This window comes from Roseateles sp. P5_E8 (assembly GCF_054177665.1).
In genome coordinates this window covers 48,412-72,391 of sequence record NZ_JBGCUM010000008.1, presented here as the reverse complement: position 1 = coordinate 72,391, position 23,980 = coordinate 48,412, and the positions used below count along the sequence as shown (strand labels likewise).

At 69.5% G+C, this 23,980-nt stretch carries 23 protein-coding genes; 8 read left to right on the top strand and 15 right to left on the bottom strand.

The annotated features are described in order from the left end of the window. A complete protein-coding gene (locus ACXRVZ_RS06830; protein WP_457420321.1) occupies window positions 1-2,118 on the top strand; it encodes a putative bifunctional diguanylate cyclase/phosphodiesterase in 2,118 nt (705 codons plus the stop codon). Here ACXRVZ_RS06830 and ACXRVZ_RS06825 read toward each other — a convergent pair. After that, entirely contained in the window at window positions 2,102-4,870 is a 2,769-nt protein-coding gene (locus ACXRVZ_RS06825) for a patatin-like phospholipase family protein (RefSeq protein WP_458232270.1), read from the bottom strand. The genes ACXRVZ_RS06830 and ACXRVZ_RS06825 overlap by 17 nt on opposite strands. Window positions 4,871-5,029: 159 nt before the next feature. Between ACXRVZ_RS06825 and ACXRVZ_RS06820 the strand changes: the two genes are divergently transcribed. Both ACXRVZ_RS06820 and ACXRVZ_RS06815 read left to right on the top strand, forming a co-directional pair. Continuing rightward, on the top strand, window positions 5,030-5,194 hold the full coding sequence (locus tag ACXRVZ_RS06820) for a hypothetical protein (protein ID WP_457420317.1): 165 nt from the start codon (window positions 5,030-5,032) through the stop codon (window positions 5,192-5,194). An 84-nt stretch (window positions 5,195-5,278) separates the two neighbouring features. Further along, on the top strand, window positions 5,279-6,979 hold the full coding sequence (locus tag ACXRVZ_RS06815; protein ID WP_457420315.1) for an NAD(P)/FAD-dependent oxidoreductase: 1,701 nt from the start codon (window positions 5,279-5,281) through the stop codon (window positions 6,977-6,979). 1 nt (window position 6,980) lies between these two features. Here the strand turns inward: ACXRVZ_RS06815 and ACXRVZ_RS06810 are convergent, their stop codons facing one another. The 6 genes from ACXRVZ_RS06810 to ACXRVZ_RS06785 are packed head-to-tail and all read right to left on the bottom strand — an operon-like array spanning window position 6,981 to window position 10,494. After that, on the bottom strand, window positions 6,981-7,202 hold the full coding sequence (locus ACXRVZ_RS06810; RefSeq protein WP_457420313.1) for a DUF7661 family protein: 222 nt from the start codon (window positions 7,200-7,202) through the stop codon (window positions 6,981-6,983). 36 nt (window positions 7,203-7,238) lie between these two features. Then, window positions 7,239-7,655, bottom strand: a complete 417-nt coding sequence (locus ACXRVZ_RS06805; RefSeq protein WP_457420311.1) for a DUF1579 family protein — start codon at window positions 7,653-7,655, stop codon at window positions 7,239-7,241. A gap of 27 nt (window positions 7,656-7,682) precedes the next feature. Continuing rightward, window positions 7,683-8,330 (bottom strand): glutathione S-transferase family protein, encoded by a 648-nt coding sequence (locus tag ACXRVZ_RS06800; protein WP_457420309.1) that lies wholly within the window; start codon window positions 8,328-8,330, stop codon window positions 7,683-7,685. A 32-nt stretch (window positions 8,331-8,362) separates the two neighbouring features. Then, window positions 8,363-9,382 carry an SRPBCC domain-containing protein gene (locus tag ACXRVZ_RS06795; protein WP_458232269.1) on the bottom strand — a complete coding sequence of 340 codons (1,020 nt, stop codon included), beginning with the start codon at window positions 9,380-9,382 and terminating at the stop codon, window positions 8,363-8,365. Further along, window positions 9,360-10,265: an acyl-CoA desaturase gene (locus ACXRVZ_RS06790; protein WP_457420305.1), complete on the bottom strand. Its 906-nt coding sequence runs from the start codon at window positions 10,263-10,265 to the stop codon at window positions 9,360-9,362. The genes ACXRVZ_RS06795 and ACXRVZ_RS06790 overlap by 23 nt, the downstream gene beginning before the upstream one ends. Further along, entirely contained in the window at window positions 10,258-10,494 is a 237-nt protein-coding gene (locus tag ACXRVZ_RS06785) for a hypothetical protein (RefSeq protein ID WP_457420303.1), read from the bottom strand. Before ACXRVZ_RS06785 ends, ACXRVZ_RS06790 begins: the two co-directional genes overlap by 8 nt. Before the next feature lie 24 nt (window positions 10,495-10,518). On the opposite strand from ACXRVZ_RS06785, the gene ACXRVZ_RS06780 reads away from it, so the two are divergent. Continuing rightward, window positions 10,519-10,800: a DUF427 domain-containing protein gene (locus ACXRVZ_RS06780; RefSeq protein ID WP_457420301.1), complete on the top strand. Its 282-nt coding sequence runs from the start codon at window positions 10,519-10,521 to the stop codon at window positions 10,798-10,800. On the opposite strand, the gene mltA is transcribed toward ACXRVZ_RS06780, so the two are convergent. The 3 genes from mltA to apaG form a co-directional block, all read right to left on the bottom strand. Then, window positions 10,790-11,800, bottom strand: coding sequence for a murein transglycosylase A (gene mltA, locus ACXRVZ_RS06775; protein WP_457420299.1), 1,011 nt, complete (start codon window positions 11,798-11,800; stop codon window positions 10,790-10,792). The two genes, ACXRVZ_RS06780 and mltA, sit on opposite strands and share 11 nt — an antisense overlap. Window positions 11,801-11,989: 189 nt before the next feature. Further along, the gene (locus tag ACXRVZ_RS06770; RefSeq protein ID WP_457420297.1) at window positions 11,990-13,966 is read right to left on the bottom strand and encodes a site-specific recombinase; all 1,977 of its coding nucleotides are present in this window, start codon (window positions 13,964-13,966) and stop codon (window positions 11,990-11,992) included. Beyond that, the gene (gene apaG, locus ACXRVZ_RS06765; RefSeq protein ID WP_457420295.1) at window positions 13,963-14,337 is read right to left on the bottom strand and encodes a Co2+/Mg2+ efflux protein ApaG; all 375 of its coding nucleotides are present in this window, start codon (window positions 14,335-14,337) and stop codon (window positions 13,963-13,965) included. Before apaG ends, ACXRVZ_RS06770 begins: the two co-directional genes overlap by 4 nt. Window positions 14,338-14,405: 68 nt before the next feature. On the opposite strand from apaG, the gene ACXRVZ_RS06760 reads away from it, so the two are divergent. From ACXRVZ_RS06760 to ACXRVZ_RS06745, 4 genes are read left to right on the top strand one after another with little or no spacing between them, the layout of a single operon-like run. Beyond that, window positions 14,406-15,131 carry a substrate-binding periplasmic protein gene (locus tag ACXRVZ_RS06760; RefSeq protein WP_457420293.1) on the top strand — a complete coding sequence of 242 codons (726 nt, stop codon included), beginning with the start codon at window positions 14,406-14,408 and terminating at the stop codon, window positions 15,129-15,131. Further along, window positions 15,128-15,742, top strand: a complete 615-nt coding sequence (locus tag ACXRVZ_RS06755) for a DNA-3-methyladenine glycosylase I (RefSeq protein WP_457420291.1) — start codon at window positions 15,128-15,130, stop codon at window positions 15,740-15,742. Before ACXRVZ_RS06760 ends, ACXRVZ_RS06755 begins: the two co-directional genes overlap by 4 nt. 11 nt (window positions 15,743-15,753) lie before the next feature. Then, a complete protein-coding gene (rpe, locus tag ACXRVZ_RS06750) occupies window positions 15,754-16,446 on the top strand; it encodes a ribulose-phosphate 3-epimerase (RefSeq protein WP_457420289.1) in 693 nt (230 codons plus the stop codon). Between the two features lie 3 nt (window positions 16,447-16,449). After that, entirely contained in the window at window positions 16,450-16,923 is a 474-nt protein-coding gene (locus ACXRVZ_RS06745) for a low molecular weight protein-tyrosine-phosphatase (protein WP_457420287.1), read from the top strand. Between the two features lies 1 nt (window position 16,924). On the opposite strand, the gene ACXRVZ_RS06740 is transcribed toward ACXRVZ_RS06745, so the two are convergent. The 5 genes from ACXRVZ_RS06740 to ACXRVZ_RS06720 all read right to left on the bottom strand — a co-directional run bounded on the left by ACXRVZ_RS06740 (window position 16,925) and on the right by ACXRVZ_RS06720 (window position 23,965). Continuing rightward, window positions 16,925-20,026, bottom strand: a complete 3,102-nt coding sequence (locus ACXRVZ_RS06740) for an efflux RND transporter permease subunit (protein ID WP_457420285.1) — start codon at window positions 20,024-20,026, stop codon at window positions 16,925-16,927. A gap of 166 nt (window positions 20,027-20,192) precedes the next feature. Next, window positions 20,193-21,368: an efflux RND transporter periplasmic adaptor subunit gene (locus tag ACXRVZ_RS06735; RefSeq protein ID WP_457420283.1), complete on the bottom strand. Its 1,176-nt coding sequence runs from the start codon at window positions 21,366-21,368 to the stop codon at window positions 20,193-20,195. Window positions 21,369-21,466: 98 nt separating this feature from the next. Further along, window positions 21,467-22,375: a pseudouridine-5'-phosphate glycosidase gene (locus ACXRVZ_RS06730; RefSeq protein WP_457420281.1), complete on the bottom strand. Its 909-nt coding sequence runs from the start codon at window positions 22,373-22,375 to the stop codon at window positions 21,467-21,469. A gap of 7 nt (window positions 22,376-22,382) precedes the next feature. Continuing rightward, window positions 22,383-23,291, bottom strand: a complete 909-nt coding sequence (locus ACXRVZ_RS06725; protein WP_457420279.1) for a carbohydrate kinase family protein — start codon at window positions 23,289-23,291, stop codon at window positions 22,383-22,385. Further along, window positions 23,288-23,965: an alpha/beta hydrolase family protein gene (locus ACXRVZ_RS06720; RefSeq protein WP_457420277.1), complete on the bottom strand. Its 678-nt coding sequence runs from the start codon at window positions 23,963-23,965 to the stop codon at window positions 23,288-23,290. The genes ACXRVZ_RS06725 and ACXRVZ_RS06720 overlap by 4 nt, the downstream gene beginning before the upstream one ends. Between the last annotated feature and the right edge of the window lie 15 nt (window positions 23,966-23,980).

Sequence of the window (23,980 nt, the reverse complement as noted above, 5' to 3'; positions counted from 1 at the left end):
ATGAACACGCCGGACCCGGCCCCGCCGCCCGCGCACAGCCTGTCCAGGCGGCTGCGCATCCGCACGCGGCTGGGCCTGGCCTTCGGGCTGCTGCTGCTGTTGCTGCTCGGGCTGGCGGCGCTGACGGTGGTGCGGCTCGCGGGCCTGTCCGACGCGCTGAACCAGATCGTCGACGAGCAGGCCGCCGTGCGCGACTCGGTCAACGAGATCAACCGCAACGCCGAGGCCGTCGCCCGCAAGCTGTTGGTGCTGATGAGCCCCGACGACGAGCTGCGCCTGGCGGCCTACCCCGAGATCAACTCGGCCAACGCCCGGCTGGACGACGCCATGCAGCGCCTGAGCCTGCTGTTGCCACCAGGCCCGCGCAGCGCGCGCCTGGACGACGTGCGCCAGAGCCTGGCCGACTACCGCGCCAGCTACATCGCCGCGCGCGACCTCATCGAGAGCGACGACTTCCACGCCGCCCGCGCAAAGTTGGGCAGCGACACGGAATCGACGCTGTCGCTGTTCGTCGGCGCCATCTACCAGCTCGCGTCCAGCGAGGAGCGCGCCGGCACGGCCAAGGCGCGTGAGCTGCGCGAGCAGATCGACAGCGACCGCACCGGCGTGCTGGCCATCTGCATCGGCGCGCTGGTGGCCGCTGCGGGGCTGGCCGTGGGCGTCACGCGCTCCATCGTCAACCCGCTCAAGCGCGCCGAGGACGGCGCCGAGCTGATCGCCCAGGGCCAGTACGGCCACCGCATCGAGGTCGACTCCGCCGACGAGCTGGGCCACATGGCCAGCGCCATGAACACCATGGCCATGGCCGTGGGCGAGCGCGAGGCCGAGCTGCGCCGCATGGCCGACATCGACCTGCTGACCGGGCTGCCGCAGCGCGCCCGCTTCATCGCCGACGGCGACCGCCTGCTGGCCAACCTGCCCGAGCGCGAGCAGCTGGCGGTGCTGATCTGCATCGACGTCGACCGGCTGAAGGCCGTCAACGGCGTGCTGGGCTTCGACGCCGGCGACGCGCTGCTGCGCGGCGCCGCCGACAAGCTGGCCTCGCTGTTCGAGGGCGTGGCCGCCTACGGGCGCCTGGCGGGCGGCACCTTCGCGGCGCTGGCGCCCGTGCTGCGGCTGGACCATGGCGCCGCGCTGGCCGCCCAGCTGCGCGAGGAGGTGGAGCACAAGCTGAGCTGGCAGGGCCAGTCGCTGGACCTGTCGGTGTCGCTGGGCGTGGCCCACTGGCCCGAGCACGCCGACGGCACCGAGACGCTGCTGCGCCGTGCCGAGCAGGCCATGTTCGAGGCCAAGCGGCTGCGCCAGCCGGTGTCCATCTACAACCCCGGCGCCGAGGCCGCACGCGCCCTGCACCTGAGCCTGCTGTCCGACCTGGCCGTCGCCATCCAGCAGAACCAGCTGCGCCAGTTCCTGCAGCCCAAGCGCTGCCTGAAGACCGGCCGCATCCTCGGCGCCGAGGCCCTGGTGCGCTGGCACCACCCGCAGCGCGGCTGGCTGCCACCGGGCGACTTCATCCCCTTTGCCGAGCGCAGCGGCCGCATCCGCCAGATCACCGACTGGATGCTGGACCGCGCGGTGCACACGCTGGCCGAACGCGAGGCCGCCGGTCTGCCGCCCATCTACATCGCCGTCAACATCTCGACGCTGGACCTCCAGGACCAGACCCTGCCCGCACGGCTGGCGGCGATGTTGGCCGAGTACCGCGTCGACCCCGGCCAGCTGCAGCTGGAGGTGACCGAGACGGGCCTGATGTCCAGCGGCACCGACCCCATCGCCGTGCTGCATGCGCTGAGGAGCTGGGGCGTGCGCCTGGCCATCGACGACTTCGGCACGGGCCAGTCCTCGCTCGCCTATCTGCAGCACCTGCCGGTGGACGAGTTGAAGATCGACCGCAGCTTCGTGCAGGACGTCAACACCGACCCGCGCCGCGAGGCGCTGCTGCGCTCCATCGTCGGTGTGGGCCAGGGCCTGGGCCTGACGGTGACGGCCGAGGGCGTCGAGAACGAGGCCGAGCTGGCCGTCGTCAAGGCCTGCGGCTGCGACCTGCTGCAGGGCTATCTGCTGGCCAAGCCCATGGACCTGGCGGCCTTCGAGAGCTGGCTCAAGGCGACGGGCTGACGCCGGTCGGCGTCTGGCCGGCCATCAGCTGCTCCAGCTCCGCCCAGACGTCCGGCGCCAGCACGCGCCCGGCGATGTGCTGGCCCAGGCTGCGGTAGCTCTCCCACTGCGCCTCGTCGAAGAACTGGTCGGCCGTGGGCTCCTGCGGAAAGTCCGGGTGCGTCTTGGCGTACTGCAGCACGTCGGCGGCCGCGCCGGACTGCTTGCTCGGCTTGAGCAGCACGATCCAGCAGGGCGGCGGCGAGATGCCGTCGTCGCCCGGCAAGGCCTGGGCGCGCAGCAGCAGCGCGGCCGGGTTGGGCTGGCTGCCGTCGGCGCTGAACTGCGCCGTCGTGCCGAAGACCCTGGGCAGCAGCTTCGCGCTGCGGAAGTCGCTCACGACGCTGACCTCGGTGCGCAGGTCGATGCGCGCCAGGCGGATCAGGTTGGCGAGGTCGTCGAAGCGGTAGCCAGGGTCGGCGCCGTTGTCGCTGGCCAGGATGAAGCCCACCTTGCGCTCGCGGCGCAGCAGCTCGTACAGCGCCGTGTTCTCGAAATGCCCGCCGTCCGACAGGTACTGCCAGCGCCGCCGCAGGCCGTAGAAGCGGGCCGTGAACTCGTAGCCGAGATAGGTCTGCGTGCGGAACACGATGCCCAGGCCACGGCCCGCCCAGGCCAGCAGATTCCACCAGGGCGGCGGCTCGTGCTCGTGAACGCCCGAGGCCCACCAGACGCCCAGGCGCACATTGGCCGACCCCATCAGCAGCGACATGCCCAGCGTCGTCTCGCGGCCGATGCCGGTCGAGAAGGCGGCGCCCGAGGTGCCCACCCAGTCGCCCAGGTGCATGGCGGGGTTCAGCGGCAGCTTGCCGCCCTGGGGCTTGAAGAGGTTGGGCTTGCTGCCGTCGATGCCGAAGCCATAGGGCATGACGGCCATGGGCTGGCCCTTGCGGTCGCGCTGCACCAGTTGCTCGGCGGGGTCGATGGTCTTGTTGAGCGTCACGTTGACGAGGTGCAGCGGCGCCCATGTCTTCAACTTGTCTGCGGCATAGAGGTCGGCGAACGGCAGGTTGTCGCCGGGCAGCGGCTCGGCGGCCGACAGATGCTTGGCATCGCCGTTGAAGCGTTCGCCATTGCTGGCGCCGAGATAGGTGCGGATCAGCCGCGCGGCGTAGAAGCTCTGCAGGCTGGACAGGTTGATGAACGCCGGGAACTGGCCCACGCCGGCGGCCAGCAGCAGCCAGGCCAGCGCGTGAATCAGCAGCAGCTGCAGATGCGCGGCGCTGGTCATGCCGGCCATGGACGGCCTCTCGCCCTGCCAGGCCAGCCACTGCACGCCGCAGGCCCACACGGTGGCGATGAGCAGCAACACGGCCAGCCCGGCAAAGCCGCCCAGCGTCGTCAGCGGTATCTTCTGCAGCCAGCCCGGAGCGCTGCCCTTGCCCGAGGCACCGATCTTCTTGGCCATCCAGGCCAGCGCCGCGCCCAGCGCCGCCGGCACGCTGGGCAGCCAGGCACTTTGGGTGATCGTCAGCAGGTAGAGCGTGTGGCCCAGCGTCTCGATGACGCCCAGCAGCAGCAGCGCGCCGGTGGCGATCAGGCCCGTGCCCAGCCAGCGCGTCAGCAGCACGGCCTGCATGCGCGCACTCTCCTCGAAGAAGGCCAGCACCACATGCACCAGCACGCCCAGCAGCGTCAACGCCGCCAGGCCCCACCAGACCCACTGCAGGCCCTGCGAACCACCCGCGCCGAACCAGGCCAGCGCCGCAAAGACGACGGCCGCCAGCGTCATGCCCAGCACGCTGCGGTTTCTGATGGGCAGGCTCTTGCCGTCCGGCCGACGGCTGGTCGTCCAGAAGGCGATGCCCATGGGCAGCACCCACAACAGCAGCGGCGCCAGGGCCAGCGCGAACAGCGAACTCCACCAGATGAGGCCGGACAGCGGCGTGGCTGGACATTTGGCGGTGCAGGCCGGGGCTGATTCGCTCAGCGCATCCGCAGCCTTCAGCGCCTCTCCCAGCAACTGGGTCTCCAGATCGGCAAGCGGCCCGCTCCACGGCTGCGCGACCACGCTGCGCAGCGCCGCGAGCAAGGTCAGGGCCAGCAGCAGCGCGACGCCGATGACGACGTGCAGCGAGATCCAGTTGCGCAGGCCCATGCCGGCGGCGTAGACCAGATCGCCCGAGCCGGTGGGCGTCAGGTAGCGGCCGTTCTCGCGCAGCCAGGCCAGCGGCGCCTTCAGCAGCGATTTCTCGCCGCCCATGGTCGCCGCGCGGATGCGCTCGGGCGGGCCGCTGCCCAGCACCGCCCGGGCGTCGTTGGCGGCAGCTTCGGCATCTCCTGGCGTCTGTGCGGCCTTGCGCAGGCGCCCGGGCACGAACAGCCCGACGAGGAAGGCGCCGATGAAGCCGCCGCCGCTGACGGTGGACAGGTAGTCGAAACGCGCCAGCATCGACGCCTTGAAGTCGTCGGGCGGCTGGTTCGGCCCCGACTCCGTGCGCTTGCGCCCGGTCTCGGCCAGGGCCTGCAGCACGCCCAGCGAGAAGGTCGCGCTGCGGATGCCGCCGCCCGACAAGGCCAGCGCGTCGAAGCGCTCGGTGGCCGGCAGAGCTATGGCGGCGCGGCGGTCCCGCAGCAGCCTGGCCTCGTCGGGCGGCTTGCCCTCGGCGGCAGCGCCGCTCATCCAGGTTTCCAGGCCGCGCGCCATGCTGCGGACAAAGGCAGCCAAGCGGGCGGCCCCCTGCGGCGGCTGCTTGTTCTGTGATTCCGCCACGGTCTTCTCCCTGAGCTCCAGCACCCCACTGTTTCCCAAGTCGGGCTGCCTGCACATCCGCAGTTTTGCTGAGCAGAAGGCGCCTCCCCGCCGACAAGGCTAAAATGCGCCCCTTTCGTCGTTTTGCCCCTGTTGTGGGCTAGTTTTACTGGAGCCATCATGGGCAACAAGATCGTTACCGAAGCGGACCGCCGCGCCTCCCCCCGTCCCGAAGCCCCCAAGGGCGTGACCTTCACCGCCGGCAAGGGCCAGCTGAGCAGCCTGGAGCGCGGTGCCCACACCCGCTCCAAGAAGAACCCGGGCAAGCGCCCGCATTCGGGCTGATCTTTCGGGCTCACGCCTGACGCTCACCACCACACAGGCCCCTCGGGGCCTGTTTGTTTTTGTCGGCTAGATATCGACCAAACCATGATCCGCATCACCGAACTCCGCCTGCCGCTGGCCCATGCCCCGGAGGCCCTGCGCCCCGCCGTGCTGGCGCGGCTCAAGCTGGCCGACGCCGAGCTGGCCGCCATTCACGTCTTCCGGCGCGGCTACGACGCGCGCAAGCGCAGCGATATCCAGCTCGTCTACACGCTGGACTGCACGCTGGCCGACGGCCTCGATGAAGCCGCCGTGCTGGCGCGCTTTGCCGGCGACCACCAGATCCGCCCCACGCCCGACACCGGCTACCACTTCCTGGCCCAGGTGGGTGAGCACACCGGCCTGCGACCCGTCGTCGTCGGCTTCGGCCCCTGCGGCCTGTTCGCCGCGCTGATCCTGGCGCAGATGGGCTTGAAGCCCATCGTGCTGGAACGCGGCAAGGCGGTGCGCGAGCGCACGCAGGACACCTGGGGCCTGTGGCGCGAGCAGAAGCTCGACCCCGAGAGCAATGTGCAGTTCGGCGAGGGCGGCGCGGGCACCTTCTCCGACGGCAAGCTGTGGAGCCAGATCACCGACCCGCGCCACCTGACGCGAAAGGTGCTGACCGAGTTCGTCAAGGCGGGCGCGCCGGACGAGATCCTGTTTGTGAGCAAGCCTCACATCGGCACCTTCCGGCTGGTCAGCATGATCATCAAGATGCGCGCCGACATCGAGGCGCTGGGCGGCGAGATCCGCTTCCAGCAGAAGATGAGCGACCTGCTGATCGAGGACGGCGCGGTGCGCGGCGTGACGCTGGAATCCGGCGAGCAGATTGACACGACCCACGTCGTCATCGCACTGGGCCACAGCGCGCGCGACACCTTCCAGATGCTGCATGCGCGCGGCGTGCACATGGAGGCCAAGCCCTTCTCCATCGGCTACCGCATCGAGCACCCGCAGAGCCTGATCGACGCGGCCCGCTTCGGCGCCCACGCCGGCAACGAGATCCTCGGCGCGGCCGACTACAAGCTCGTCCACCATGCCAAGAACGGTCGCGCGGTCTACAGCTTCTGCATGTGCCCGGGTGGCACCGTGGTGGCTGCAACGAGCGAAGAGAACCGCGTCGTCACCAACGGCATGAGCCAGTACTCGCGCAACGAGCGCAACGCCAACGCCGGCATCGTCGTGGGCCTGACGCCCGAGGACTACCGGCAGGACGGCAAGCGCGACGGCAGCGCGGTGAACCCGCTGGACGGCATGGCCTTCCAGCGCATCTGGGAAAGCCGCGCTTACGAGCTGGGCGGCGGCGGCTACCTGGCGCCGGGCTCGCTGGTGGGCGACTTCGTCAAGCGCCAGGTAAGCAAGGAATTCGGCGACGTGGCGCCCAGCTACAAGCCGGGCGTCACGCTGACCGACCTGCAGCAGAAGGGCAATGGCTCGCTGCCGCCCTACTGCCTGGAGGCGATCCGCGAAGCATTACCCGCCTTCTCCCGCCAGATCCGCGGCTATGACCGGCCGGACGCAGTGCTGACCGGCGTGGAGACGCGCACGTCATCGCCGCTGCGCATCAACCGCGGGCGGGACTACCAGAGCGTCAACGTGCGCGGGCTTTTCCCGGCCGGCGAAGGCGCGGGGTACGCGGGCGGGATCATGAGCGCCGGTGTCGACGGCATCGAAGTAGCCGAGGCGCTGGCGGCGGACTTGCTCGGCATGCCGGATGCACCGGTACTGCAAGGCAAAGGGGCGAAGGCGGGTGGGCAGGTTTGATCTAGCGCTGGACGCGAAAGATCCCGCCCTTCTTGTAGCCCGCCTGCTCGTGGAACAGGTCGAACAGGAACTGCTCCAGTTCCTCGTCGGCCACGAACTCCGGGATGACGAAGTGGGCCGGTGACCGCTTGCCATCGTTGCCCACGGCCAGCACAGACCAGCCGCCGCCGGTGCGCTCAATGTCGAACAGGCCGCCAAAGATGTTGAAGCGTTCGGAAATCATCGCGTCGATCCTCAATGCGTAGAGCCGGCCAGCCTGTCAGGCGCGCTCCAGTTCCAGCCGTATCCATGGCTGCCAGCCTACCCTGGGGCTCTTCAGCTCCCACTGCCCGCCGAGCCGGCTCTTGCGGGCGTTGAAGCTGCCGTCGAAGCGCACCGTCTTGCCGTGGATACGCCAGCGCCGCCCGTCGAGCTCGACGACGAACACCTCGGTCGCACCCTGGTCGTCGAAGGAGCGCGCGAAGTGCTGCCGCTTGGCCGCGTCATAACCCATGACCTCCATGGACCGCGTCGGCTGGCCGTCAAAGCGCGCGTCCACGTCGTGCACGATGAAGTGCCGGCCCGGCAGCCAGCGGTAGGTGTCCGTCGCCACCAGCTGGCAGGCCGGGTTGGTGGCCGTCTCCAACACCTCGCCCGTGGTGTTCCAGGTACCGATGAAGACATCGAATGGGGACATGGGGTCGTGGCTCAATTGGCGCTCCTTTCAGTCCTCCGGAAACCTCTCCCGCCACAACGCCGCCAGCCGCGGATCGGCGTCGACACGATGGACGGCCGGCACCATGCGCGGCGCCACCTCGCAGAAGCGCTCGCGCCAGGGTCCGAAGCGCGAGACGACGGCCACATACAGGTCCAGCACCGTCAACTCATCACCCAGCAGGTAGTCGCCCGGCGAGAGCTGCTCGTCCATATTGGCCCAGCAAAAGGCGATGCGCTCGTGCACGGCCTCGACGACCGACTCGCGCGCAGCCTCGGGCGCGCCGATGCGCTTCACGTCGGGCTTGATCCAGTGCAGCGCGTAGATGGCCGACGACACATAGAGCATCCAGCGCAGGAACTGGCGCCGCTTCGGGTCGTTGGGCGCCGGGGCCAGCGTGGCAGCCGGGTCCAGGTCGGCCAGGTAGATCAGGATGGCCGCACTCTCGGTCATGACCTCGCCGTCGGGCATAACCAGCGTCGGGATCTGGCGCATCGGGTTGCTGGTGGCGACGCGGTCCCGCGCGGCTTCTTCGGCCCAGGTGGCGCCTTCGATCAGCGTGTAGGGCAGGCCCAGCAGGGTCAGCGCGGCTTCCACGGCGACGGCGCCGGAGGCTTCGGCGCCGTAGAGGGTCAGCGAGTGGGGCGAGGCGGTCATACGCAGGTCCGGTCTGATGCTCCCCCGCCAGCCTAACGCGTCAGGCCGGCGTTGTCTCCGCGCGCATCGCCTTCCGCGCGCAGCGCGTACAGCCGCAAGGCGACCTCCTCGAAATTGCCGATGAGCCAGCGCGCCAGCGGCTCGGCGTACCAGTTGAACTGGGTGCTGACGCGGTAACTCATCGACACCTTCAGCCGCGTGCCGGCACCTTCAGGCTGAAGCGTGTAGACAGTGTCGAGCAGGTCGAAGTGGCGCCCGCCGATGCGGACGTGGTCGTCCATGGCGCGCGGCGGGAAGGACTCGGCGGTGAAGCGATAAGTCCAACGCACGCGCCGGGCCGGCTGCCAGTCGGTCGACACCTGATCGAACTGGATGCCCCGACCCATTTCCACGTGACGCAGCAACGCCGCACCGTCCTGCCGGGTCACGCCGGAGAGCGGCAGCGGCACGCCGATGCGGTACATCCAGCCGTCTTCCATCTCCTCGGGCCGGATCGCCGGCATGCTCATCAGCTGCGCCCAGACCTGCTCGGGTGACGCCGCGATCAAGCACTCGCGTTGCAGGCTGCCAAAGCGATCCGGCAGTGCCAGTGGCGCCTCGACGCCGGCCATCAGCAGGGGCAGGGCCGCCACCACGCCGACGCCCGACCTGGGCCAGTTCGTGGCGTGACAAATCCCTCCCATCACCAACCCGCCCACACCACCGATCAGGGCCAGCAGCGGCACGATCAGGATGGCGCAGATCAAGCCTTCCAGCAGGATGACCAGCGTGCCCAGCACGAGGAAGACATTGGCCATGAAGCCGGCGCGAAAGTGATAGCCCGCCGTGCGGGGTTCGCTGCGCTCGGCGACGTAGACCGTCACCGCGCCCACCGCAAAGGGCACGAGGACGATGAAGCTGAACATCATCGGATAGAGCCCGAATGGCAGCCTCGCCTCGGCCAGGGCACGCACCGCCAACCCGAACAAGACGCCCGCCACGACGGGCCATGCGCGCGAGAACGGCAGCTTGCGCTCCGTGGATTCAGGTTCAGGCAAAGGAGGCCATGTCATCGCCGGGCGTTTCCTCAGGTGATGGAGCCGCTGGCTCCGGATGCAGGTCGGGGCGCTGCAGATGCCAGGCCAGCCCGCACGACGCCAGCCCGCGCAACAGCCACCAGCCCGGGTCCCATTCGCCCGGGCGCGTGCCCAGACGCGCCGAACCCGGGTGGGCATGGTGGTTGTTGTGCCAGCTCTCGCCCATCGTGAGCAGCGACAGCCAGGGCAGGTTGCGCCCCTGCACCGCCGCACCCGGCAGCAGCACCGGCTGGTGGCCATGGTTGTGGGCGAAATAGCCAATCAACCAATGCCCGGTCACGCAAGCCGCCACGCGCGCGCAGACGCCCCACCAGATGAAAGCCCATCCGCCCAGCGCCCACAGCGGCCCTGCGGTCAACAGCACCTGCAGCATCCAGGTGCGCTCCAGCCACCGCAGCACGGCATCGCGCTCCAGGTGGCGTGGGTCGGGCAGAGGCGGCGAGTCATCGAGCGTGAGCTCGCAGTGCAGCTGCCACCAGGCGTCCTTCCAGAACGACTGGCCATGCCGCAGATACGGGTGGCAACGCGGGCGGCGTTGGGCCAGATCGCGGAGATCGTGTTGGCGCTTCAAGCCCAGCGGCCCGGCGAGGCCGACCTGCACGCCCCACCAGACGAGCGCGATCTCCATCCAGCGCGGGCAGGCAAAGCTGTCGTGGATCAGCTTGCGATGGCTGCCCAGCGTGTGGCCGAGCAGCAGCGTCAGCAGCGAGAGCCCGACAAACAGCGTCAAGGCCGCTACGCTGAACGTCAGCGCCCCACCCACCACAGCACCCAGCACCATGCTTGCCAGCCAGAGCGACTTGACTGGCGCGTAACGCACGCGCCCGGTCAACACGTCGCCCCGCAGAGGCTCAGGCATCGAGCATCCCGATCAACTCCTTGACGAAGGCCAGCGCGACCTCCGGCGTCTCGAAATGCATCTCGTTGTTGAGGTCGACCACCTCGCCACCGGGCCCCTTGTGCACGACCGACCAACCGCCCCCGCCGCCGTCGATGGCGAGCACGCCGAACTGGCCGGGGTCGAGATCCCGGGCGCTGCCGCCGGTGAGGACGATGTCGCGGCCGAGGTGAGAGTGGTAGCGTCGCATCCCTCGATTCTCCCGGAGCAGACGATGAAGGCAGTGTGGAACGGCGTGACCCTCGCCGAGAGCGACGACACGGTGGTGGTCGAGGGCAATCATTACTTCCCGCCCGAGTCGCTGAAGAAGGAGTACACGACCTTCTCCAACCACCGCACCGGCTGCCACTGGAAGGGCCAGGCGCAGTACCTCAGCCTGTTCGTCAACGGCGAGATGAACGCAGATGCGGTCTGGTATTACGCCGACCCGCTGCCCGCTGCGGCCGAGATCAAGGGGCGTTATGCCTTCTGGAAGGGCGTGAAGGTCACGGAGTGACGCCCTGGGGCAGCAGCGCCCACAGCCGCAGCGGTTGCTTTGTGCGGCCGGCCTGCAGCGCGGCGTCCTCGCCCCAGCCCCAGAACAGGTCGGCGCGCACGGCGCCGGTGATGGCGCCGCCGGTGTCCTGCGCCAACACGAGGCGGCGCAGCGGTGTGGTGGACAGCGGCTCGGTGCTGTCCAGCCACAGCGGCGTGCCTAATGCGATGAACGAGCGGTCGATGGCGACCGAGCGGCCAGGCACGAGCGCCACGCCCTGGGCACCACGCGGGCCCTGGCCTGCATCCGCCAGCGGCTCCTCGCGGAAGTAGACGACGCGCGGGTTGACGGCCAGCGCGTCGCGCACCTTGGCCGGGTTGCTGCGCGCCCAATCACTCAGGCCCTTCCAGCTCGCATCACGCACCTCGCCTCGCGCCAATAGCGCCTTGGCGACGGACTCGAAGGGCTGGTCGTTGTGGCCGGCAAAGGCGACGCGGCTGAGTCGCTCGGTGCCGCCAGCGTCGCGCATCACCAGTCGGCCGGAGCCCTGGATCTGCAGCTGCAGCAGCGCAAAGGGGTCGTCGACGAAGGCCAGCTCCAGCGCCGTGAAGCGCGGGTGGGCGTCGATGTCGCGGCGCGGCAGGCGGCGCAGGGTGGGGTCGGCCGGCAGCATGTGCAGCGGCCACTGGAAAGCGCCCTGCCGCGTGCGGCTGGCGGCGAGCTGGGGCTCGAAGTAGCCGGTCAGCAGGCCAGTCGCCTCGCCGCCGTCGGTGGCAATGCGCCAGGGCCGCAGGTGCTTCATCAGCAGCAGCGCGGCCTCCATGCTGTCGGCGGGTGTCTGCAGCGCGGCGCGGGCGCAGAACTCGGCCCAGCCGGCGGCCGGGCGCTGGCAGTTGCCGAGCAGCGCCGGCCAGGCCGCGAGCAGGTCGTCGCTGCCCCAGCCGGGCAGGTCCTTCCAGTCGGCCGCCACCCAGCGTTGGGTCGGGGCCGGCGCCGGTGCTTGCGGGGTCGGCCGCGTCACGGGCGGCGGTGGCAGCAGCGGTGGGGATGAGCAGGCGGCCAGCATTCCTAGAATCGCGGCCAGACCCCCACGCGCCCACCATCCCATGCTGCTCCTGATCCTCGAAGCCTTCGGCGCGCTGCTGATCTTCGTCTTCATCATCTGGTGGACCATGTTCTCGGGCCGCAAGAAGGGCGAGCGCAAAGAGGATTAGCGCGGAGGAATAAGGAAACTGAGCGGCTCGCGCCGCAGTCGCGTGCGGATGGCCGCGTAGACGCGCTTGCGGTCCGCCAGCCGCACGCCACGTGAGCGCATGGCCACCTTGAAGGCGCAGAAGAAGCTGACGCCGACATTGAGCGCGCCGATGCCGGCGATGCAGATCACGCAGGACCAGAACGCCCAGCTGCCCATGACGCCCAGGCCCAGCGCGCCGACGGCAGCGGCGAGCTGGCCGGTGGACAGCGTCACATGGCGCACCTCGATGGGCAGGCCGACGAAGGCCAGCAGCGCGGGCGCCAGGCCCAGCATCAGGCCCAGGCTGATGTTGGCCGCCAGGCCCGAGATGTTGGCCCGCCACCAGTGCGACCAGCGCTGCGCGCGCGCCTGGCCCAGGGTCGCGACGATGCGCGGGTTCCAGGCAATGGCACTGTCCAGGCGGTAGAAGACGAACCAGTTCTCCACCCAGCCGGCAATCAGGCTGGAGGCGAACAGCAGCGTGCCGGTGAAGGCGGCGAACAGCAGCGAGGGCCCGAAGAGGCTCAGCGAATGCAGCACGTAGTGGGCGTCCTTCTCACCCACCAGCGGCGCCCCGAAGGCCAGCCAGCACAGGCCCTGCACGGCCAGCACCAGGGGGGCGGCCAGCGCGAGATTGCCGATGATGCCGGCCACCTGCGAGCGCACGAGGTGGGTGACCTCGTCGACGAAGCCCTGCAGGCCGTCGTCCCTGTCGATGTAGAGCAGCTTGTCGGCCATGACGGGTGCCGTCATGGCGGGCTGCTTGGTCGCCACTGTCCAGTGCAGCAAGTGGATGAGGACGAAGCTCAGCGCGTAGTTCACGCCGGCCCAGAAGCCGCCCCAGAAGGCAGTGAAGCCCAGCAGGGCGATGAGGAACTTGGCGAAGGTGGTGCCGGCGATGACGGCACCGCCGCCGGCCGCGCGCCTGAGCATGTCGCGGTACTCGGCGCGGGTGCGGGTGATGTAGTGCTCGCCGGTCTCGGCGCTGCGCTCGGCCACCTTGCGCGCCAGCAGCGAGTAGTGGCGCGCGAACAGCGTGTGCAGGCTGCGCCGCTCGTGCACCACGCGCACTAGGCCGGCCACGAGGCGCAGCAGCTCACGCCGGGGCTCCTGCGACAGCAGGCAGGCCAGCAGTGCCTCGATGCGCTCCAGCCGCGCGGTGAGCTGCTCCACCGAGAACATCAGGTCGACCGACACACCGTGGGCTTCGAGGTGCTCGGGCACCGTCAATGCCGCCGTGCGGCAGCCATCCAGGAGGGCGTGCAGGTACTGCATCGCCGATGCCAGCGTGGCGCTGCCGCCATCCAGGCCGTCCAGGCCGGCCTGGGCTCGCTCGACGGCCGCCCAGGCAGCGGGCAACTGGTGGAAGGGCTTGTCCTGCAGCAGCAGCTCGTCCATGCGCAGGCGCAGCGGCCCGGCCAGGCCGGCGGCGTGCACATGGCTGATGAGCACGGTGATGGCCGCGCGCGCCTCGACGCGCCAGCCGCCATCGGGCGCCGCGGCAAACAGCAGGCTCAGCCGGCCCAGCAGCTCGTCGTCGATGGCAGCGATCCAGTCCTCGTCCGTCTCGGCGCCGAACAGCAGCTCGAACAGCGCCGCGAGTTCGCGCGTGTCGGTCGTGGCCGGCAGCAGGCGGCGGTGCAGGCGGGCGAGGAACTCGCCCCACAGCGCCATGCGCGGCGCGAAACCAACCTCGGCGAATAGGCTGACCGCGTCGACATCGTTCCAGACGCCGGCGATGACGCCAGCGAACGCTTGTGCGTGCTCGGGGTGGCGCTCCAGCACATTGAGCAGGTGCTTGAGGCGCACCAGGGGCAGCGGCGTGCCTGCAGCGGTTTCTTCACGCGGCGCGTGGCGCAGCCATTCAAGCAGGCGCACCAGCCACAGGTTGCGCTCGGCCAGCGCCGCCTGCGGGTCGGCTGCGTTCAGCAGCGCGGTGAGGTCCCAGGTCAATGCAAAGAAGCGCTGTCGGCCAGCAGGAACTCGGCGACGTCGGCGTGGAAGATCTCGCAGCCCTCGGTCACGCACAGGAAGCGGCCGCGCATCGTGCCCTGCGGCGTGCCGATCTGGGCCCAGGAGCTGTACTGGAAGCTCTGGCCCGGCGCCAGCACCGGCTGGTGGCCGACGACGGCGAGGCCGTCGACGATCTGCACCTGGCCGCGCGCGTCGGTGATTTCCCAATGCCGCCCGATGAGCTGGGCCAGCACGTCGCCGGTGTTCTCGATGGTGAGGGTGTAGCTGAAGGCGTAGAGGCCTTGCTCGAGATGGGTCTGCTCGGGCAGGGTCTGCACGGCGACGCTGCAGCTGAAACTGGGGTTGGGCATGGTGTGATTGTCGCTATGCTGATTGCATGTTGGTGCGCGGACCCCAAATGCAGCGTTGGCTCGGGCTGTTGGCTGCCCTCCTGAGCCTGGCCGCGCCGGCACAGGAGGCCAGCCTTCGCACCGTCCAGCAAGCCGGCTCGGCTGTCAAGTACGACCCCGATGGGCGCCCGCAGAAGCCAGGGCTGTGCGTGGAGATCCTGCGCGCCGTCGAGAAGGCCGAGCCGACGCTGCACTTCACGGGGCTTGAGCAGCATGTGCCGCTCAAGCGCGTCGAGCGCCTGCTGGCCGAGGGCCAGGTCGATGCCTTTTTCTGCCTGCTGAAGTCGCCCGAGCGGGAGAAGCAGTGGCGCTACTCGCCCGTGCCGCTCTACGTCATCCGCCATGTCGTCGTGCAGCGCGCCGACGATGCGCGTCAGTTCGACACGCTGGCCGAACTGGCCGCCGCCAGTCGCGCCAAGCGTGTGCTGGTCATGCGCGGCACGGCCATCGCGCGCCACCTGCTGCAGGCCGACGTGACCATTGCCGAGGTCAGCTCCGAGCGTGAGGCCCTTCAGATGCTGACGATGGGCCGGGCCGACATCATCTACGGCCAGGACATCAACCTGCGCCACCACATTGCCGACAACCGGCTGGGCGACAGGATGAAGATCGGCCGCACCGTCTTCCAGGAAGAACCGCAATACCTGGCCCTGCGCGCCGACCTGCCCGGCGCCGTGGAGGAGAAGCTGACGCAGGCGCTGCGCAAGCTGGAGCGCGATGGCGTGCTGCGGCAGCTGGCCGACAAATACCGATGAAGCCTTTGTACCTGCCACCCGACGGCCGGCCGCGCTGTGCCTGGTGCGCCGCAGCACCCGGCGATGCGACCTATCTGCACTATCACGACGAGGAATGGGGCCGGCCGGTGGCCGACGACTTCCGCCTGTTCGAGAAGCTCTGCCTGGAAGGCTTCCAGAGCGGCCTGTCGTGGCGGACCATCCTGAACAAGCGCGAGGCCTTCCGCGCGGCCTTCGCGGGGTTCGACTACAACAAGGTTGCCCGCTTCGGCGAGGCGGACGTGAACCGCCTGCTGCTTGACGCCGGCATCGTCCGCCACCGCGGCAAGATCGAGGCGGCCATTCACAACGCCGGGCGCTGCGTGGAACTGGTGGGCGAGAACGGCTCGCTAGCCGCCTACCTGTGGCGCTTCGAGCCACCGAAGAATTCCATCGCGCACAACCTGGCGACGTCGGCACCGTCCGAGGCGCTGTCCAAGGACCTGAAGAAGCGCGGCTGGAAGTTCGTCGGCCCCACCACCATGCACGCGCTGATACAGGCCATGGGCCTGATCAACGACCACCAGCCCGGCTGCCACCACTGGGCCTTGGCGCAGCAGGCGCGCGACAGTTTCAACCGACCGGGAACTTAAACTCGGCGGCTATGCCCGCCGCTACGCAATACCGCATCGCCCCCAGCATCCTGTCCGCCGACTTCGCCCGCCTGGGCGAGGAAGTGAAGAACGTGCTGGCCGCCGGCGCCGACTGGATCCACTTCGACGTGATGGACAACCATTACGTGCCCAACCTGACCTTCGGGCCCATGATCTGCGAGGCGCTGCGCAAGCATGCGGTCAAGCCCGATGGCACGCCGGCCCTGTTGGATGTGCACCTGATGGTGCAGCCGGTCGACAGCCTGGCCCAGGCCTTCTGCCGCGCAGGCGCCGACCTGGTGACCTTCCACCCCGACGCCAGCACGCACGTGGACCGCACGCTGCAGCTCATCAAGGGCGAGGGCAAGCAGGCCGGCCTGGTCTTCAACCCCGCCACGCCGCTGGACGTGCTGGAGTGGGTCATCGACAAGGTGGACCTGGTCATGCTGATGAGCGTGAACCCGGGCTTTGGCGGGCAGAGCTTCATCCCCAGCGCGCTGGCCAAGCTGAAGAAGGTGCGCGAACTCATCAACAAGAGCGGCCGCGACATCCGCCTGGAGATCGACGGCGGCGTCAAGGTAGACAACATCCGCGAGATCGCCGCAGCGGGCGCCGACACCTTCGTCGCCGGCTCGGCCATCTTCGGCAAGCCGGACTACAAGGCCGTCATCGACGCCATGCGCACGGAACTTGCACGGGTCTGAACCATGGCCGCCATCCTCCTCGTCTGCACCGCCAACATCTGCCGCTCACCGATGGCCGAGGCCATCTTCAAGGCCAGGCTGGGTGATGTGTTCAAGACCATCGTCTCGGCCGGCGTGCATGCCGACCCGCGCGGCGGCCCGGTGGACGCGCGCGCCGCTGCGGCGCTGACGCGCCACAAGTACAGCCTGGACCGCAAGTGGCGCTCGCGCCGCGTGCAGCCCGAGGACCTAGGCCAATACGACCTGGTGCTGGTCATGGAGGCCGAGCACGCCGACGCGCTGCGCGCCAAGACGGCGCCAGAGCACCACGCCAGGATCCTGCTGCTGACCGATTTCGTGCCCGAACTGGCCGGCCAGGACGTGCCCGACCCCTACTTCGGCCCGGTCGCTGGCTTCGACGCGGTCATCGCCATGATCGAGCGCGCGGCCCAGCGGCTGCTGACCGAGAGCCGCGAAGGTCGCCTCCGGCTCGGCTGAATCAGGCCGCCTTGCTGCCGAACTCCGCCACCTCACGCACATCCGGCCCGTTGCCGCTGAAGCGGTCCAGCGCCAGGTAGATGACCGGCGTGATGTAGAGCGTCACGGCCTGCGACAGGATCAACCCGCCCACCACGGCCAGGCCCAGCGGCTGGCGCAGCTCGGCGCCGGCACCCAGGCCCAGCGCGATGGGCAGTGCGCCCATCAGCGCGGCCAGCGTCGTCATCATGATGGGCCGAAAGCGCAGGATGCAGGCCTGGCGGATGGCCTCGGCGGGCGGCAGACCCTGGCTGCGCTGCACGTCCAGCGCGAAGTCGATCATCATGATCGCGTTCTTCTTGACGATGCCGATCAGCATGACGATGCCGATGGTGGCGATGATGGTCAGCTCCATGCCGAAGAGCTGCAGCGTGACCAGTGCGCCCACCGCCGCCGAGGGCAGGCCGGCCAGGATGGTGAGCGGGTGGATGTAGCTCTCGTAAAGCACGCCCAGCAGCACGTAGATGACAGCCACGGCCAGGCCGATCAGCAGCAGCTGGCCGCTTTGCGAATCCTGGAACACGGCCGCGTCGCCACCGTAGCTCGTGATGACGCTGGGCGGCAGCTTGATCTCCTGCGTGAAGGCCTCGATCTGCTTGGTGGCGTCGCCCAGCGGCACGCCTTGGGCGAGGTTGAAGCTGATGGTGATGGCCTGCAGCTGGCCCTGGTGGTTGACGGCCGTGGGGCCCAGCGTGCGCTGCACGGTGGCAAAGGCGGTCAGCGGCACCTGGGCGCCGTTCTTGCCGCGCAGATAGATCTTGTCGAAGGCGGTCTCGCTGCTGCGGTCGTCGTCGCCCGCCTCCATGATGACCTGGTAGGTGTTGCTCTCGGCATAGATGCTGGAGACCTGGCGCTCGCCGAAGGCACCGTAGAGCGCGTTGCGCAGGTCCTGCATCTGCACGCCCAGGATGGCGGCGCGCTCGCGGTCGATGATGAGGCTGGCCTGCAGGCCGCGCATCTGCGAGTCGCTGGTGATGTCGCGGAAGCGCTCGTCGGTGCGCAGCTTCTCCTGCAGCTTGGTGGCCCAGCTGCTCAGCTCGCCGGCCGACACGGACTGCAGCGTGTACTGGTAGCGGCTTTTGCTCTGGCGGCCGCCGAGCTGCAGGTTCTGGACGGGGCTCAGGTAGACCTGGATGCCCGGCACGGCGCGCAGCTTCTTGCGCAAGCCCTCCAGCACTTGCGGCATCGCCGCGCGGTCGCTGCGGGGCTTGAGGTTGATGAACATGCGGCCGTTGTTGACGGGCTGGTTCTGGCCGCCGCCGCCGACGGACGAGCTGACCGCCACCACGTTGGGGTCGTCGCGGACGATGGCCGCCACGCGCTCCTGCAGCACGGTCATCGCGGCGAAGGACGTGTCCTCCGGCGCTTCCGTGCTGGCCCGCATCTGGCCGATGTCCTCCTCGGGGAAGAAGCCCTTGGGGATGGCCATGTAGAACCAGATCGTCGCCACGAAGCTCAGGGCCGCCACGCCCAGCACCCAGGGGCGGTGGCGCAGCGCCAGGTCCAGCGTGCGCGTGTAGAAGTTCAGCGTGGCCGTGAAGCCGCGCTCGAAGAGCCGCCCCATCGGGCCGTCCTCATGGTGCTCGTCCGCCTTGAGCAGGCGGCTGCACAGCATGGGCACGAGCGTCAGCGACACGACGGCCGAGACAACGATGGACAGACCCACCACGACGGCGAACTCGTGAAAGAGCAGGCCGATGACGCCCGGCATGAAGAAGATGGGGATGAGCACCGCCACCAGCGACACCGAGATGGAGACGATGGTGAAGGCCATCTCGCGCGCGCCGCGCACGGCCGCGTCGAAGGGCTTCATGCCGTCCTCGACGTGGCGGACGATGTTCTCCAGCATGACGATGGCGTCGTCCACCACCAGGCCCACGGCCAGCGTGATGCCCAGCAGCGAGATGTTGTCGAGCGAATAGCCGAGCGCGAACAGCAGCGTGAGCGCGCCGATCAGCGAGATGGGCAGCGAGGCGGTGGGGATCAGCGTGGCCACCGCGCGGCGCAGGAAGATGAAGATGACCAGCACGACCAGGCCGACCGTCAGCGCCAGCGTCAGGTAGACGTCGTGCAGCGACTCGCGGATGGACACCGAGCGGTCGTTCAGCGTCGACATCTGGACGGACGCCGGCATCTGCGCCGCATAGCGCGGCAGCAGCGCCTTGACCTTGTCGACGACCTGCACGGTGTTGGCGTCGGGCTGGCGCTGGATGGCCAGAACGATGGAGCGCTCGCCCTGGTAGGTGGAGTAGGTCTTGGCGGTCTCGACACTGTCCATCACATCGGCCACGTCGCGCAGGAAGACCGGCGCGCCCTCGCGCGAGGCGACGACGATGCGGCCGAACTCGGCGGCGTTGCGCAGCTGCTTGTTGGCCTGGATGGTGAGCGTCTGGCGCGAGCCGTCGAGCACGCCGACGGGCGTGTTGGCGTTGGCGGTGCGGATGGCCGTCTGCAGCTCGTCCAGCGTGATGTTGCGCTGGTTCAGCAGATCGGTGCGCACCTTGACGCGCACCGCGTAGCGCTTCTGGCCAAAGATGGACACCTGGGCCACGCCGTCGACGGTGGACAGGCCGGGCGAGAGCAGGTTCTCGGCGTAGTCGTTCAGCTCCGTCAGGTCCATGGACGGTGATGTCAGCGCCACCAACAGCACCGGCGCATCGGCCGGGTTGACCTTGCGGTAGTTGGGCGGCGAGGTCATCTCCGTGGGCAGGGCCCGCAGCGCGCGGAACAACGCGGCCTGCACGTCCACGGCGGCCACGTCGATGTTGCGCGAGGGGTCGAACTCCAGCGTCAGCGAGGTGCTGCCGAGCGTGTTGGTCGACGAGATGGTCTGCAGGCCGGCAATCGTGGAGAACTGCTTCTCCAGCGGCAGCGCGACGGACGACGCCATCGTCTCCGGCGACGCCCCCGGCAGCGAGGCGCTGACGTTGATGATGGGCGTGTTGTACGAGGGCAGCGCGGCGACCGGGATCTTGCTCCAGGCGGCCAGGCCGGCGATGACCAGCGCCAGGTTCAGCAGCACGGTCATGACCGGCCGCCGGATGAACAGCTCAGTCAGCCTCATGCCTGCCCCTCGCCCGCTGGGTACATCGGTCGGCCTTGCAGGCCGCGCAGCAGGCAGAGCTGCTGCTCTTCGGCAGGCACGGCAAGTCCACAGGACTTGCCGCGTCCGGCCTCAGCCCCCGAGGGGATGGCGTGCCGGCTTGGGGCGGCCCTACGCTCGGCCCGCGTCATTTGCTGGCACCCGACGCCGGCCTGGACGCCGCGCCCGCAGCACCCGCAGCCTGAATGCGCAGCGGCGTGCCCGGCCGCAGGTTCTGCTTGCCGTCCATGACGACCTGGGCGGTGGCCTCCAGGCCCTCCACCACGGCCTGTTCACCCATGGCCTGGCGCATCTGCACCGGCACGAGCTTGGCCGTGTTGTCGGGCCCGACGACATAGACCGAGCGCTCGTTGCCGCGCAGGATGATGGCCGCCTGCGGCACCACCGTCACGCCCTTGAGGGTGCGCAGCGTGACGCGCACGCGCAGGTACTGGCCCGGCCATAACGCCTGGGCCTTGTTGTCGAACTCGGCCTTGACCTTGATGGTGCCGGTGGCCGCGTCGACGAGGTTGTCCACCGCCGTGACGCGGCCCTTGATCGAAATGGCCCCACGCGCCGAGCCCGGTGGCGGCAGTGCTTCCACATCCAGCTCACCGGCGCGCGTGGCGCTGAGCAGCGAGGCGAGCTGCGACTCGGGGACCGTGAAGCTGATGGCGATGGGGTCCAGCTGAGCGATGTTGACCAGCGGCAGCGCCGTGGCATTGGCCTGCACCAGGCTGCCGGGGTAGACGCTGACGATGCCGACGCGGCCGCTGATGGGCGCGCGCAGCTCGTTGTAGCCCAGCGTGACCTGGGTCGCCTGTAGAGCCGCCTCATCGCTGCGCAGCAAGGCCTGGCCGGCGTCGAAATTGGCTTGCGCCGTGTCGACGGCGTTCTGGGCGATGAAGTTCTGGGCCTTGAGCTCCTTGGCGCGGTTGAGCTGGCGCTCCAGGTCGGTCAGGCTGGCGCGGTCGCGGGCGATCTGGGCGCGCGCCTTCTCCATGGCGGCGCGGTCGCCTCGGTCGTCAAAGCGGAACAGCAGGTCGCCCTTCTTCACGTTCTGGCCGTCCTTGACCAGCACCTGCGCCACGATCGAAGTCGTCTGCGCGCGCAGGTCCACGCTCTGCAGTGCGGTGACGGTACCGCTGGCCTCGACGGTGATGGGCACGTCGGCCTGCTTCACCTGCATGACGCTGACGTTCTGCGCCTGCGGGCCACTGGCAGCGCCGGCCGGCGACGATGCGCCACCGGCATCTTTTTTTCCACAGCCAGTCAGGCCGGCGACCAGCACGGCGCAGAGGATCAAGGAAGGGGTCGCGCGCATGCAAGCCTGCCGAAAGGTAAAGGGGATTGACTGTAATGACCAGTCAGCTTACCCGGCGCGTTTTGCTCGGACGTTGCTGGCCGAGGCGTTTTTCGTCCTCAGCTCTGCAGTGCGCGCGCCAGCCGCGCGCCGGCCACCGCGTTGTTCTTCACGAGGGCGATGTTGGTGGCCAGGCTGCGGCCGCCCGTCAGCGCCTTGATGCGCGCCAGCAGGAAGGGCGTGATGGCCTTGCCCTGCACGCCCTGCTGTTCAGCCTCCGCCAAGGCCTGGGCTGTGATCGCGTCGATCTGGTCGCGCGGCATCGCGTCGGCGGCCGGCACCGGGTTGCTGACGACGACGCCGCCGACCAAGCCCAGCGCCCACTTGGCGCGGATGAAGCGCGCCTGGGCCTCGGCATCGTCCAGGCGGAAGTCGGCCTTGAGGCCGCTGTCGGGTGTGAAGAAGGCGGCGAAGTTGTCCTGGCCGATGGAGAGCACCGGCACGCCATGCGTCTCCAGGTACTCCAGCGTCAGGCCCAGGTCAAGGATGGACTTGGCGCCGGCGCAGACCACGGCCACCGGCGTGCGCGCCAGCTCCTGCAGGTCGGCCGAGATGTCGAAGCTCTCATGCCCGCCGCGGTGCACGCCGCCGATGCCGCCGGTGACGAAGACCTCGATGCCGGCCAGGTGGGCACAGATCATCGTCGCGGCCACGGTCGTGGCACCCAGCTGCCCGGTGGCGATGGCATAGGGCAGGTCGCGCCGGCTGAGCTTCATCGCGTCGGGCGCCTGGGCCAGCTGCGTCAGCTCGTCGTTGGTCAGGCCGACGCGGATGCGCCCGGCGATGACGGCGATGGTGGCCGGCACGGCGCCCTCGGCGCGGATGACGTCCTCCACCTCGCGGGCGGTCTCCAGGTTCTGCGGCCAGGGCATGCCGTGGGCAATGATGGTGGACTCAAGCGCCACGACGGGCCGGCCCCGCTCACGGGCAGCGGCGACTTCGGGAGAAAGCTGGATCAGGTCATTCATCGGTGGTTCAGCGGTCGCTGAGAAAACTCGGGTTCAGTTCGGGATGGACGCTGTCCTCGGTCTGCAGCGTCAGCGCGGCCAGGTCCAGGCCCAGGCGGGCGGCGGCGTCGGCGTTGTCGGGGTCGCTCCGCAGCGCGGCGCAGACGCCCGCCGCCAGCGCATCACCCGCACCGGTCACGTCGACGACAGGGACTTGCGGCGCGGCCCAGTGACGCGACTCGCTGCCGACCTGGCTCAGCAGCAGGCCGGCGTCGCCGTGTGACACCAGCACGCAGCCCAAGCCGCGCGCGTGCAGTTGCGCGAGCGCCTCGCCAGGCTCCTCGGCCACCGTGGACAACTCGCCGACGTTGAGGATCAGCAGATGCATGCCGCGCAAATCCACGGGCAGTCGGCCCATCTTGGCCTCGGACACCGCCACAACCACCAGCGGAATGCCGCTGGCCTGCGCCTCGCCCAGCAGCAGCGGCCAGGCGTCGGTCGGCAGGTTGCCGTCGGCCACCACCAGCGCCGCGCTGGCGCGCAAGGCCTTGCTGGACTCCAGCGCCCACGGGTTGAGCCGCTCCACCAGCGGCATGGCGGCCAGGCCCAGGCACAGATCGCCATCGGGCGACAGCACCGCCGTGTAGCTGTCGCTCACCTGCCGACGCAGCTTCAGCACGGCCTCGGTGTTGATGCCCACGCGCGCCGCCTGCTCCATCAGCATGCGGCCACCGGCGTCGTCGCCCACTGCGGCGATCAGCGCCACCGGCACGCCCAGGCGCGCCAGGTTCTCGGCCACGTTGCGCACCACGCCACCCGGCGTCTCATGCGCCTCGCAGGGGTTGGACGAGCCTGCCAGCGGATCGGCCAGCAGGCGCAGCTTGCGGTCGATGTTGAAACCGCCGATGCAGACGATGGGGGCGGCTGAGGGATTCATCGCTGGATTCTAGGAAGCCACGCCGCCACGACCTGCGCCAGTGCCTGCACAACCTGCGCATCGCTACGTCCGCTGCGCGCCCGGACGTGGAAGGCGTGGTCCGCATCGTCCTCGAGGTGCAAGGTCGCCGGGTCGCCCAGGCCTTGCACAACGCCGCGCAGCAAGGCCAGGTCGGCCAGYTCRTCGCGCGTGCCCTGCAGGAAGAGCATGGGCACCTTCACCTCGGCCAGATGCGCCGCGCGATCAATGCCCGGCTTGCCGGTTGGATGCAGCGGGAAGCCGACGAAGACCAGCCCGCGCACACCGGCCATCGGCGCGGCGGCCTGCGCCTGGGACGTCATGCGGCCGCCAAAGGATTTGCCGCCGGCCAGCAGCAGCGTGTCGGACAGGCGCTCCCGCGCGGCGGCGACTGCGGCGCGCACCGTGGCCTGGGCGAGCGCGGGCGCGTCGGGCCGCTTGGAGCCACGCTCCATGTAGGGAAACTGGTAGCGCAAGGTCGCCACCGACTGCTCGAACAAGGCTTGCGACAGCGCTTCCATGAAGCTGTGCTGCATGCCGGCGCCCGCGCCGTGGGCGAACACATAGCTGGCACGCGGCTTCGGCGGCTGCAGCCAGAGCGCGGACACGGTGGTGTGGTCGTCGACCCTCAGCGTGAGGGGCTCGGGGGAGGTCATGCCGGGTTGCGAGGG